The sequence below is a fragment of the Bacillus sp. FSL K6-1000 genome (genome assembly GCF_038630785.1).
GTDB lineage: Bacteria > Bacillota > Bacilli > Bacillales > Bacillaceae > Bacillus > Bacillus safensis.
The window spans coordinates 1,023,999-1,036,173 of the sequence record NZ_CP152042.1; the positions used below are offsets into that span (position 1 = coordinate 1,023,999).

The following is a 12,175-nucleotide window of genomic DNA, read 5'->3' on the forward strand; positions in this document are numbered from 1 at the left end:
TTTCAAATGATCTGAAGGAGTGTTGGTTGTGGAGAAAAAGAAAATGGGACTTCTTGTCATGGCATATGGCACCCCATATAAAGAAGAAGATATTGAACGTTATTATACACATATCCGCAGAGGCAGAAAGCCGGAGCCAGAGATGCTGCAAGATTTGAAGGATCGCTACAAGGCAATCGGCGGTATATCTCCTTTATCAAAAATTACAGAACAGCAGGCAAATGGTTTGTGTGATCATTTGAACGACATCCAAGACGACATTGAATTTCATGTCTACATCGGTCTAAAACATATTGAGCCGTTCATTGAGGATGCAGTTGCAGAGATGCACAAAGACGGCATCACAGAAGCAGTGAGTATTGTTCTTGCGCCGCATTTTTCAACCTTTAGCGTGAAATCGTATAACAAGCGTGCACAAGATGAGGCAGACAAGCTTGGCAATCTGAAGATTACGTCTGTGGAAAGCTGGTACGATGAGCCGAAGTTTGTGGACTATTGGGTGAAACAAGTGAAGGATACGTATGCATCGATGAGTGAAGAGGAAAGAAAATCAGCCGTACTCATTGTGTCTGCACACAGCCTTCCTGAAAAAATTATTGCAGCAGGAGATCCATATCCTGATCAGCTCGCACAATCTGCCAAAATGATTGCAGCAGGTGCAGGAATTGAACATTATGAAATTGGCTGGCAAAGTGAAGGCAACACGCCTGATCCATGGCTTGGACCAGACGTTCAAGACTTAACACGGGATCTATTCGAACAAAAAGGCTATAAAACGTTCGTATATGTGCCTGTTGGGTTTGTCGCTGACCATCTAGAAGTGTTATACGACAACGATTATGAATGTAAAGTCGTGACAGATGAAATCGGTGCAGCCTACTATCGTCCAGAAATGCCAAATGCGAAACCAGCATTTATTGATGCTCTCGCAACTGTCGTATTAAAGAAGCTTGACGAAAGCAAGTAATTATATAAAAGAAGGCGATCCTATGCATGACAATCAAAAACACCTTGTCATCATTGGCGGTGGCATCACTGGTTTAGCCGCCGCCTTCTATTTGGAAAAGGAAGTCGAAGAAAAAGGTCTTCCCATTCAAATATCTCTTATTGAAGCGAGCCCTAGGCTAGGTGGAAAAATACAAACATTATATAAAGACGGCTACATCATTGAACGTGGACCTGATTCATTTTTAGAAAGAAAGGTCAGTGGACCGCAGCTGGCGAAGGATGTTGGTCTCGCGGATCAGCTCGTCAATAATGAAACAGGGCAAGCATATGTACTAGTCAATGAAACCCTTCACCCGATGCCAAAAGGCGCTGTCATGGGTATTCCAACTCAAATCAGCCCATTCATCACAACCGGTCTTTTTTCAGTTGCAGGAAAAGCGAGAGCCGCAATGGATTTCGTACTGCCAAAAAGCAAGCAGACAGAAGATCAGTCGCTCGGTGAATTTTTTAGAAGACGTGTCGGTGATGAAGTAGTTGAGAATTTAATCGAACCTCTACTATCAGGTATTTATGCAGGTGACATTGACCGCCTCAGCTTAATGTCCACCTTCCCGCAGTTTTATCAAACAGAACAAAAGCATCGCAGTTTGATTCTTGGGATGAAAAAATCACAGCAGCATGCGAAAGCGCAGCAAGTAACAGCGAAAAAACAAGGGCAGTTCCAAACGATCAATCAAGGACTGCAAGCGCTTGTTGAAGCAGTAGAAAGCAAGCTCCAGCTGACAACGGTTTATAAAGGTACAAAAGTGAAGCAGATTGAAAAAACTGATGGGGGCTATGGAGTGCAATTAGACAGCGGTCAAACGCTTTTTGCCGATTCAGCCATTGTGACAACTCCGCATCAATCGATCTATTCCATGTTTCCAAAAGAAGCGGGACTTGAGTACTTGCATGATATGACATCTACTTCTGTTGCAACAGTTGCACTCGGTTTTAGAGAAGAGGATGTTCATAATGAATATGACGGCACTGGTTTTGTCATCTCAAGAAACAGTGATTTCTCTATTACAGCCTGTACGTGGACGAACAAAAAATGGCCGCATACAGCTCCTAAAGGAAAAACGCTATTGCGTGCTTATGTAGGGAAGGCTGGCGACGAATCAATTGTCGAACAGTCAGACCATCAAATCGTCAGCATTGTGCTGGAGGATTTGAAGAAAATCATGGATATTAAAGCAGATCCAGAACTGACGACAGTGACTCGCTGGAAGACTAGCATGCCGCAATATCACGTCGGTCATCAGAAAGCCATTTCGAATATGCGAGAAACGTTTAAGCAATCATATCCTGGTGTTTATATTACAGGTGCTGCTTTTGAAGGTGTCGGAATCCCTGATTGTATTGATCAAGGAAAAGCGGCCATTTCAGAGGCTGTATCTTATCTATTTTCATAAAACAAACTCCCTTTTCTACCAAGGAAAGGGAGTTTTTCGTGTTCGAATAATTCAAAAAGAGTTGTGAATCATAAAAGTGAACAAAGTTGTTGCATCCGGAGAAAAGGATGTGGTATATTACTTTCTGTACTTAATGACCAAAACGTTCAAATAGTCATTTTGGGAGTGAGATCATGAGTGTTGATAGGAGACAAATGATTTTAGACGGGGCTACGAAGGCATTTACTCAATTTGGGTATAAAGCCACCACAATGGATCTTGTGGCGAAGCTGGCCAACGTCGGAAAAGGAACCATTTATACCTTTTTCAAAAACAAAGAAGAGCTGTTCGATGAAATTTTCACATCCCTTTTAATAGAGATGAAGAAAATTGCGGATGAAGCAATGGATGAGGAGAAAAGTTTCTCTGAAAACCTTCATTTAGCACTCTTTGCAATATTGGAATTTCGAAAAAACCACCAGCTCACAATCAAAATCTTTCAGGAAAATGCGGAGCTTGGCACATCAGCGGTCAAGGAAATGATTGAGAAGATGGAGCAAATGATCATTCGCTATGTTAAAACGAAAGTAAAAGAAGCGATTGATAAAGGCGATATTAAGCCATGTGATCCTGAATTGACTGCATTTGTGATGGTGAAACTATATATTGCACTTATTTTTGATTGGGAAAAGCGATACGAGCCTTTAACAAAAGAAGAGGTGGCCGAGTCGCTGGAGCTTTATGTACTCAAAGGACTTTTAGCCGCAACATAATTTTTTTTAAGTTCAAATGACCAAATTCTAAATTTAGTCATTCATCTATGGGAGGAAAACAGCAATGAATTTAATTCGGAATCAATGGAAAGACATTGTGACGAGCAAAAAACTACTGATCCCGATTTTCGCTGTGTTATTTATTCCGCTGATTTACAGTGGCGTATTTTTAAAAGCGTACTGGGATCCATATGGTACAGTCGATCAATTGCCTGTAGCAGTGGTCAACTTGGACGAAGGCAGTCATTATGACGGGAAAACACTGCATGTCGGCGATGATTTAGTGAAGGAATTAAAGAAAAACGATAATTTCAAATGGAATTTTGTCGATAGTGAAGAAAAGGCAGTGAAGGGATTAAATAACGAGGATTATTATCTCGTCGTGGAAATACCAAAGGATTTCTCAAAAAATGCAAGTACAGTCCTTGATAAACATCCAAAAAAATCGAATCTGAAATATTATACGAATCCAGGCGCCAACTATGCGGCGTCACAAATTGCGAATAATGCCATTATCAAATTAAAAGATTCGGTTTCAAAGGAAGTCACGAAAAATTACGCAGAGGTCATTTTTGATAACTTCAAAACGATTGCAAAAGGCTTAGATCAAGCAAGCGATGGTGCGAAGAAAATTGATGACGGAACAAAAAGTGCAAAAGATGGCAGTAACAAGTTAAAAGACAATTTAGCAAAATTGGCTGAAGGAACGTTAACCTATAGCGAAGGTGTTCATCAGTTTGCTGGTAAAATGGGTGAACTGAACACAGGGATACAATCTCTTGACAGCGGACTTGGCCAGCTCTTAACAGGCTATCAAACGATCGATCAGAAATTTGGAGAGCTTGGTACAGGAATTGATACATTGACTGAAGGGTTAAACACAAGCCGGGAAGGCCATCAGCAGCTCGCTTCTAAAATGCCGCAATTCACAGCGGGCATTGAGCAGCTAAACAACAAAGCACAATCCTTTTCAGAAAAAATTGAAGCAGTAGAAAAAGTCTTGTCATCACCAGAATTAGCGAATCTTGAAAAGATGGCGCCTAAACTCGATCAGGTGAAAAAAGACGCAAAAACGTTTAGTACAAAACTTGCTTCATTAAAAGAAGCGTTATCGAATCGAGATGCTAAAGTAAAAAGCATTATCCAAAACAGCTCAATGACAGATGAAGAGAAAAAGGCGGCAATGGATCAGCTTGACAGTCTGCCTAAAATCGAACTCCCTGATCTGTCTGGACTTGAACAAAGCTTAGCGGCCTTGCAGGAACTGCCTGATGCAAGTGAGGTTCAATCTGCGGTTGCTTCTGCAAAAGCTCAGCTGCAGCAAGTCAAACAGCTGCCACAGAAAACAGAACAGCTGTACACATCTACAGTCGCGATACAAAATGCGATTGATCAAATGACATCTGGTACGAATAAATTGTATCAAGGTGCACTGAAGCTTCAAACAGGTCAAGGCCAATTACAAGATGGTCTGCAGACAGCAAATGGAAAGCTTGATACAGCGAAAAGCGGTGCAGATAAGCTTGCAAATGGTTCAAGCCAGCTAAGCGCAGCGTTAAATAAGCTGGAAAGTGGTTCAACGAATATCCAAAGCAACACATCTAAGCTTGCTGAAGGCTCAAAATCACTCGATAAAGGATTGGGAGATTTAAAGAGCGGAACAGGTAAGCTGTCCGATAAATTAAAAAGCGCCGCTGATGAAACAGGAGAAATTGATGCGGGTCAAGACAATTACAATATGATTGCGAGTCCCGTGAAAACAGAAAATGATACAGCGAAAAAGATTGATAATTATGGTACAGGACTCACACCTTATATTTTATCGATGGGACTCTTTGTAGGGGCTCTCATGCTCACCGTTGTCTTCCCAATGAAAGACCCTGCTGGACGCCCTAGAAATGCGTTTGAATGGTTTTTCAGCAAATATAGTGTGCTCTTTTTTGTCGGTATCCTGCAAGCAGTTATTGCAAGCTCCTTGCTCATCTTTGGGCTCGGTCTTGAGGTGGAAAGCCTCTGGCGCTTCTATCTCTTTGCGATTATCGTCAGTCTGACATTCTTAGCGATCATTCAGCTGCTGGCGACAACAATGGGGAACCCAGGACGCTTCATTGCTGTTATCATCTTGGTTCTTCAGCTCGCAGCAAGTGCTGGTACATTCCCGCTTGAGCTTGTGCCGAAATTCTTCCAAGTCATTCACAGTCTGCTTCCAATGACGTATACAATCAACGGATTTAGAACGATCATTGCAAGCGGTGATGACAGCTATTTATGGCACCAAGCAGCGATCCTTGGTACAGTTGCGATCATCATGATGGCGGCAACAACAGCATACTTTGCTTGGAACGTAAGAAAAATGAAACAGGACGAAGCTTAATCCATGAATCCTTTCTCTTTAATAGAGGAAGGATTTTTCATTTGAAATTAGACATCTCGAACCTGAAGCGATATATTTTAAGAAGAGATGCTGAAAAAGGCATACATGGAAGGAATTGCTTTCAGACAAAGGAGGAAATGCCGAATGACTACTGAAGTAAATGAAACAATTCAGCTGATTCAAAAGCTTGTATCAATCCCAAGTCCATCAGGAAATACAGAAAAAGTGATCGGCTTTGTTGAACGTTTTTTACAAGATTTGAACATTGAGACAAAACGAAATCGAAAAGGCGGATTAATTGCCACCATTAAAGGAACAGATGACAAAGAACATCGCATGCTGACAGCGCATGTCGATACGCTCGGTGCGATGGTTAAGGAAATTAAATCAAATGGACGGCTTCGTCTAGCACTTATTGGAGGCTTTCAGTATAACTCAATTGAAGGCGAATATTGTGAAATTGAAACAGCATCAGGCCATACATATACAGGGACCATTCTTATGCATCAAACATCCGTGCACGTCTATGCGGATGCTGGAAAAGCGAAACGAAACCAAGAAAATATGGAGATTCGTCTCGATGAAAAGGTGAAAGATGCAGACGATGTCAAAGCACTTGGCATTCAAGTAGGGGACTTTATCTCATTTGATCCGAGAGTGGAAGTGACGTCTTCAGGTTTTATTAAATCAAGACATCTGGATGATAAGGCAAGTGTGGCGCTACTTTTGCGGCTCATCCACAGAATTCAAAACGAAAATATCACATTGCCGCATACGACGCACTTCTTAATTTCCAATAATGAAGAAATTGGCTACGGCGGAAACTCGAATATTCCAGAAGAAACGGTGGAATATCTAGCTGTTGATATGGGCGCGATCGGTGACGGTCAATCAACAGATGAATACAGTGTATCGATTTGTGTAAAAGATTCGAGCGGCCCTTATCACTATGGATTACGCAAGCATTTAGCTACATTAGCAGAAGAGCACAACATTGATTACCGCCTTGATATTTATCCTTATTACGGCTCTGATGCATCAGCAGCCATTAGAGCAGGGCATGATATCATTCATGGACTGATTGGTCCTGGTATAGATTCCTCGCATGCCTTTGAAAGAACACATGAAGATTCACTTGTCCATACAGCGGATCTTCTTTATCACTATGTTCAATCACCATTAATCACAGCATAAAAAAAGAACCCCGTAAGCTGGGGTTCTTTTTCATTAGCTTGAAAGCTGTGTTGGCTCAGGTACATCTTGTCCTGTCATCACGCGATGTCCTTTTTCAGGGTCATACTGCCCTTCCCATTTAGACATCACAACAGCTGCAAGTGCATTTCCTGTTAAGTTCACAACAGTCCGTGCCATATCCATGATACGGTCCACACCTGCAATAAATGCAAGACCTTCAGCAGGTACACCGATCGTTCCTAATGTCGCGAGTAATACAACAAATGAAGTACCAGGAACGGCAGCCATTCCTTTCGATGTTACCATCAGTACAAGAACAAGTGTAAGCTGCTGGACGATCGTGAGGTCAATGCCATATACCTGTGCAAGGAAAAGCGCAGCAATGGCTTGATACAAGACGGAGCCATCCAGGTTAAACGTATAACCGATTGGGATAACGAACGAAACAATTCCTTTTGGACATCCGATGCGCTCCATTTTATCCATAACTCTTGGTAAAACTGTTTCAGAGCTCGATGTACTAAAGGCAAGAAGCATTTCGTCTTTCATGTAAGCAAGAAATCTGAAAATATTGACGCCAATCATCTTTCCGATAATTCCGAATACAACGATAAGGAAAAGAGCGAGCGCAAAATAAACAAGACCTACAAGCTTACCTAATGAAATAAGAGATTCAAGACCAAATTTTGATACGGTCACACCAATGAGTGCGAATACACCAAATGGTGCAGCTTTCATCACAATATTAACGACATGGAACATGGCATGTGATACACCCTCGAAGAAGGCGAGCACTGGTTTACCGCGTTCACCAATCGCTGAAACGCCAAGTGCAAATAGCACAGTGAAGAAAATAATCGCAAGCAAATCACCTTCCGCCAATGATTGGAAGAAGTTCGTTGGAACGATATGAAGGAACGTATCAGCAACTGATTTGCTGCTTTGCTCTTTTTCCGTTTCAACATACTGGCTAATATCTTGTTTTTCCGCATGTCCAAAGTCAACGCCTGCACCAGGCTGTACAAAGTTTGCTAGGACAAGGCCAAGGATAATCGCAAATGTTGTGATAATTTCAAAATAAAGAATGGTTCTAAAACCTAGTTTCCCTACTTTTTTACCATCACCCGCACCTGCAACACCTAAAATTAAGCTGGATACGACAATTGGTATGACAATCATCTTAATGAGTCTTAAGAAGAAGTCTCCAATTGGTTTTAAGTATGTCTCGACTCCTGGGTTACCGAAAAAGATTGCCCCAACAACGACACCGAGAATAAGACCGATTAGGATTTGAGTAGCCAATCCAAATTTTAATTTTTTCATAGATTTCCTCCCTAACATATTCATTAAAGGAATATTCCCATCATATTAAGTTTTAATATATGAATTAAAGTATAACTAAAATTAAAGAGGTTCGTCCACGATAAAATTATATTAAGAAAATACAAAATTGTTAGAAAAAATAGACATTTAGAACCTCCTTCATTGTTTTTAGTCAATAAAAAGTGTCTTCAGAACTAAAACTCATCATATAAAAATACTAAAAAACCCTTTTGTGACAAGGGTTTTACCTTTTTACCTATTTTTCAGAAAAAATAAAAAGCACTTTTGACTCCAACTGACGGAGGAGGGAAAAAGTGCTTTTTTATTCAATTTATTTCCTTATTTAAGATAACTTACTTGTGAGCATTCCTCACATTCATTACCGTAACACTCATGCTGTTCCATTAAATCATTTCCACATTTTGTGCATTTCTTTGAGGGCAAATTTCTAAAAAACTCTGTGATTTTTCCTAGCATTTGTCATCCTCCAATACGTTTTGTTGCTATCATTGTATTATAACAGATTAATAATTGTCAATCTGTTTTGTAACAATAGGCAAGAAGAATGCTTTTTTCGTGAAAAATGGGTATATTGTAAGAAGGGGATTTTTAGAAAAGGAGGGAAAAATGACGATGAAATTAACCGTAATTGGATGCTATGGAGGGTTTCCGGCAGCAGGTGAAGCGACATCAGGCTACCTTTTTGAATCAAACGGCTTTCGTCTTCTTGTAGACTGCGGAAGCGGTGTTCTTTCAAAGCTTCAGCAATACATTGATATAGAAGAACTAGATGCTGTTCTCCTTTCTCATTATCACCACGATCATATTGCAGATATCGGACCACTCCAATATGCGAAGCTAGTGGGATATCATTTAGGAAAAAGCAGCGGCCCGCTTCCAATCTATGGACATACTGGTGATCAAGAAGCGTTTGGACGGCTTTCTGATGATGTACATACAAAGGCAAAGCCTTATCAGCCAGAAGAAGGGATTCAACTTGGACCATTTCAAATTGATTTTTTGAAAACGGTTCATCCAGCAGAATGCTATGCTATGAGAATTCAGGCAGAGGATGCTGTGGTCGTGTATACAGCAGACTCAAGCTATCAGGAGGCATTTATTCCATTTAGCAAGGGGGCAGATCTGCTCATAGCCGAAAGCAATTTTTATGCTGGACAGGATGGATCAGGTGCTGGACATATGAACAGTACAGAGGTAGGGAAGATTGCAAAGGAAGCAAATGTTGGGGAACTCATCATCACCCATCTGCCTCATTTTGGCCGTCATAAAGACCTAGTCAATGAAGCACAGGCGTTATATACTGGCAATATACAGCTTGCCCATTCAGGGCTTAGATGGAACAAGGAAGGAAGATAGAGATGCTGTTTATCGATAACGAACAACATTATGATCCAATGATTAACTTGGCAATTGAAGAATATTGCTTAAAATATTTAGATCCAGAAGAAACGTATTTGCTGTTTTACATCAATCAGCCGTCAATCATTATTGGAAAGAACCAAAATACAATAGAAGAAATCAACACGAAGTACGTGGAAGACAACGGAATCAAAGTCGTGCGCCGCTTATCTGGCGGTGGTGCAGTTTACCATGACAAAGGAAACTTAAACTTCAGCTTTATCACAAAAGATGATGGGGACAGCTTCCATAACTTTAAAAAGTTCACAGAGCCGGTCATCAAAGCGCTTGAAAAGCTAGGTGTTAAAGCTGAATTGAGCGGCAGAAATGACATCATGGCAGATGGACGTAAAATTTCTGGAAATGCCCAGTTTGCAACAAGAGGACGTATTTTCAGCCATGGCACGCTGCTATTTGATTCAGAGATTGAACATGTCGTTTCGGCTTTAAATGTGAAAAAAGAAAAGATAGAATCAAAAGGCATCAAATCGATTAGAAGCAGGGTTGCCAATATCAGTGAACTGATGGATCAAAAAATGACAACAGAAGAGTTTAGAAAAATTCTTTTAAGCTACATTTTTGATACAAATGGGGACGTGCCTCAATATCGCCTGACCGAAAAGGATTGGGAAAAGATTCACGAAATTTCCCGAGATCGCTATCAAAAATGGGAATGGAACTATGGCCGTTCACCGAAATTTAATTTACAGCATTCTAAGAGATTCCCTGCAGGCTCCATTGATTTGCGATTAGAAGTGAAAAAAGGGATGATCCAGGATTGCAAAATCTTTGGTGATTTCTTTGGCGTAGGGGATATTGCCGATATTGAGAAGCGGCTCATTGGACAGCAATATGATCGTAAAACGATCAGTGACGTCTTAGAAGATATGGATATGCGCCACTATTTCGGCAACGTATCAAAAGAGGATTTTCTTGATTTGATTTATTAATCGCGTGAAAGCACGGCTAGAGATAGCGGTGCTTTTTTGATTGAAGGAAATGAAAGCGATTTACATTTGATCTTGTGGATTTTTTCGATTGTCTATTATAATAGAAAGGAGGAATGTTCGGCCATAAAATGAATGGTCATTCATTCATTCATTGATGACATGTAAGGGGTGGGAGAATGGATTTGATCAAAAATCTTCAGCAGACGGCGATGACGAAGGGAGAAAATATCGCACTGATCTTTGAAGGAAAGAAGTGGACCTATCGAGAGCTGATGACAAGTATCGAGCGTTTTGCAGATGGATTAGTCAACGAAGGGTTTCAAGCTGGGGATCATATCGCGCTTATTTTAGGAAATTCACCGCATTTTGTCATTTCTTTTTTTGGCGCATTAAAGGCAGGGCTTGTCGTAGTACCTATTAACCCAACATATACACCTAGTGAAATTGGGTATATGCTCATCACAGGCGATGTAAAAGGTATTGTGGCGCCTGAACAGCTTCTGCCAGTGTACGAGCAGGTGTATGAGCAGCTTACGTCCATTGAAAGAGTCATCATTTGTGCAGAAAATGAATCGGCGTGCAGATCAAGCTTCAAGGAAGTATCTGATCGACTTGTTTTCTTTGGAAAGCTTGTGTCAGGTGTTGCGAATGAGAATGTACATCCTTCCATTCAGCCAGATGATACCGCTGTTATTTTATTTACATCTGGCACGACAGGAAAACCAAAAGGTGCAATGCTGACTCATTTCAACCTTTATTCAAATGCTAGAGATGTCGCTGAGTATTTATCGATTGATAAAAAGGACAAGGTCATTGCCGCTTTGCCAATGTTCCATGTTTTTTGTTTAACAGTCTGCATGAATGCACCGTTGATTCATGGTGCGACGATTTATGTCTTGCCGCATTTCAGCCCTTCAGAGCTTTTGCGCATGATGGAAAAAGAGAAGCCAACGCTATTTGTTGGTGTGCCCACCATGTATAACTATTTGTACCGCCAGGAGGGGCATGATAAAGCGATGGCATCTGTGAGGATCTGTATATCAGGCGGTGCCTCGATGCCTGTTGCCTTACTTCATGGCTTTGAGAAAAAGTTCGGTGTTACGGTCCTTGAGGGTTATGGATTATCAGAGGCATCACCAGTGACTGCATTTAATCCTCTTGACGGAAAAAGAAAACCAGGTTCTGTCGGGACTGACATTATGAATGTGAAGAATAAAATAGTGAATGAACTAGGAGAAGAAGTCGGTCCAAATGAAGTCGGAGAGCTGATAGCAAAAGGGCCAAACATCATGAAAGGCTATTACCAAATGCCAGAAGATACGGAAGCTGCACTAAGAGACGGCTGGCTGTATACTGGCGATTTGGCGAGAAGAGACGAAGAAGGATATATTTATATTGTCGACCGGAAAAAGGATATGATTCTTGTTGGCGGTTATAATGTGTATCCAAGAGAAGTAGAAGAGGTACTTTATCAACATGAAGCTGTAGCAGAAGCCGTTGTCATCGGTGTGCCAGACCCAAACACAGGAGAGGCAGTCGTCTGTTACATTTCCCCTAAGAAACATGCTCACATCAATCAAGAAGACATCATTACACATTGTTCACGCTATTTAGCGAAATATAAGCAGCCCCAAACGATCCATTTCATAGATGATATTCCTAAAAACACAACAGGTAAAATTTTAAGAAGAGCGCTAAAGGAAAAGTATCAAGCAGAAGAAAGTAAATAAAAAAAGGGAGTCTCTGATGAGGAGGCTCCCT

10 protein-coding genes are annotated in these 12,175 nt (G+C 41.0%); 8 read left to right on the forward strand and 2 right to left on the reverse strand.

All coding sequences use genetic code 11. From position 1 onward, the window contains the following. Positions 1-28: 28 nt before the first annotated feature. The 5 genes from hemH (at position 29) to MHI46_RS05165 (ending at position 6,722) form a co-directional block, all read left to right on the forward strand. Positions 29-967 (forward strand): ferrochelatase, encoded by a 939-nt coding sequence (hemH, locus tag MHI46_RS05145; protein ID WP_260775691.1) that lies wholly within the window; start codon positions 29-31, stop codon positions 965-967. A gap of 22 nt (positions 968-989) precedes the next feature. Continuing rightward, complete coding sequence (gene hemY, locus MHI46_RS05150) at positions 990-2,402, forward strand: protoporphyrinogen oxidase (protein ID WP_251181152.1); 1,413 nt, start codon at positions 990-992, stop codon at positions 2,400-2,402. 173 nt (positions 2,403-2,575) lie between these two features. Beyond that, complete coding sequence (locus MHI46_RS05155) at positions 2,576-3,154, forward strand: TetR/AcrR family transcriptional regulator (RefSeq protein WP_059376290.1); 579 nt, start codon at positions 2,576-2,578, stop codon at positions 3,152-3,154. A 64-nt stretch (positions 3,155-3,218) separates the two neighbouring features. Continuing rightward, positions 3,219-5,528, forward strand: a complete 2,310-nt coding sequence (locus MHI46_RS05160) for a YhgE/Pip domain-containing protein (RefSeq protein ID WP_260775693.1) — start codon at positions 3,219-3,221, stop codon at positions 5,526-5,528. A gap of 144 nt (positions 5,529-5,672) precedes the next feature. Further along, complete coding sequence (locus MHI46_RS05165) at positions 5,673-6,722, forward strand: M42 family metallopeptidase (RefSeq protein WP_260775695.1); 1,050 nt, start codon at positions 5,673-5,675, stop codon at positions 6,720-6,722. Between the two features lie 33 nt (positions 6,723-6,755). Here MHI46_RS05165 and MHI46_RS05170 read toward each other — a convergent pair whose 3' ends face one another. Together MHI46_RS05170 and yhfH are read right to left on the reverse strand one after the other, a co-directional pair. Next, positions 6,756-8,045 carry a cation:dicarboxylase symporter family transporter gene (locus MHI46_RS05170; RefSeq protein ID WP_047202364.1) on the reverse strand — a complete coding sequence of 430 codons (1,290 nt, stop codon included), beginning with the start codon at positions 8,043-8,045 and terminating at the stop codon, positions 6,756-6,758. A 339-nt stretch (positions 8,046-8,384) separates the two neighbouring features. Continuing rightward, positions 8,385-8,522 (reverse strand): protein YhfH, encoded by a 138-nt coding sequence (yhfH, locus tag MHI46_RS05175; RefSeq protein WP_008359029.1) that lies wholly within the window; start codon positions 8,520-8,522, stop codon positions 8,385-8,387. Positions 8,523-8,678: 156 nt separating this feature from the next. On the opposite strand from yhfH, the gene MHI46_RS05180 reads away from it, so the two are divergent. From MHI46_RS05180 to MHI46_RS05190, 3 genes are all read left to right on the forward strand, one after another. Next, positions 8,679-9,422: an MBL fold metallo-hydrolase gene (locus MHI46_RS05180; RefSeq protein ID WP_047202380.1), complete on the forward strand. Its 744-nt coding sequence runs from the start codon at positions 8,679-8,681 to the stop codon at positions 9,420-9,422. A gap of 2 nt (positions 9,423-9,424) precedes the next feature. Next, positions 9,425-10,414: a lipoate--protein ligase gene (locus tag MHI46_RS05185; protein WP_024425472.1), complete on the forward strand. Its 990-nt coding sequence runs from the start codon at positions 9,425-9,427 to the stop codon at positions 10,412-10,414. A gap of 176 nt (positions 10,415-10,590) precedes the next feature. Continuing rightward, the gene (locus MHI46_RS05190; protein WP_342503144.1) at positions 10,591-12,144 is read left to right on the forward strand and encodes a fatty acid--CoA ligase family protein; all 1,554 of its coding nucleotides are present in this window, start codon (positions 10,591-10,593) and stop codon (positions 12,142-12,144) included. Positions 12,145-12,175: the final 31 nt, after the last annotated feature.

What these genes read in the sequence shown, in the direction of transcription:
- hemY (WP_251181152.1), top strand. Translation starts at nt 990, where the DNA reads ATGCATGACAATCAAAAACACCTTGTCATCATTGGCGGTGGCATCACT.
- MHI46_RS05155 (WP_059376290.1), top strand. Translation starts at nt 2,576, where the DNA reads ATGAGTGTTGATAGGAGACAAATGATTTTAGACGGGGCTACGAAGGCA.
- MHI46_RS05160 (WP_260775693.1), top strand. Translation starts at nt 3,219, where the DNA reads ATGAATTTAATTCGGAATCAATGGAAAGACATTGTGACGAGCAAAAAA.
- MHI46_RS05165 (WP_260775695.1), top strand. Translation starts at nt 5,673, where the DNA reads ATGACTACTGAAGTAAATGAAACAATTCAGCTGATTCAAAAGCTTGTA.
- MHI46_RS05170 (WP_047202364.1), bottom strand. Translation starts at nt 8,045, where the DNA reads ATGAAAAAATTAAAATTTGGATTGGCTACTCAAATCCTAATCGGTCTT.
- yhfH (WP_008359029.1), bottom strand. Translation starts at nt 8,522, where the DNA reads ATGCTAGGAAAAATCACAGAGTTTTTTAGAAATTTGCCCTCAAAGAAA.
- MHI46_RS05180 (WP_047202380.1), top strand. Translation starts at nt 8,679, where the DNA reads ATGAAATTAACCGTAATTGGATGCTATGGAGGGTTTCCGGCAGCAGGT.
- MHI46_RS05185 (WP_024425472.1), top strand. Translation starts at nt 9,425, where the DNA reads ATGCTGTTTATCGATAACGAACAACATTATGATCCAATGATTAACTTG.
- MHI46_RS05190 (WP_342503144.1), top strand. Translation starts at nt 10,591, where the DNA reads ATGGATTTGATCAAAAATCTTCAGCAGACGGCGATGACGAAGGGAGAA.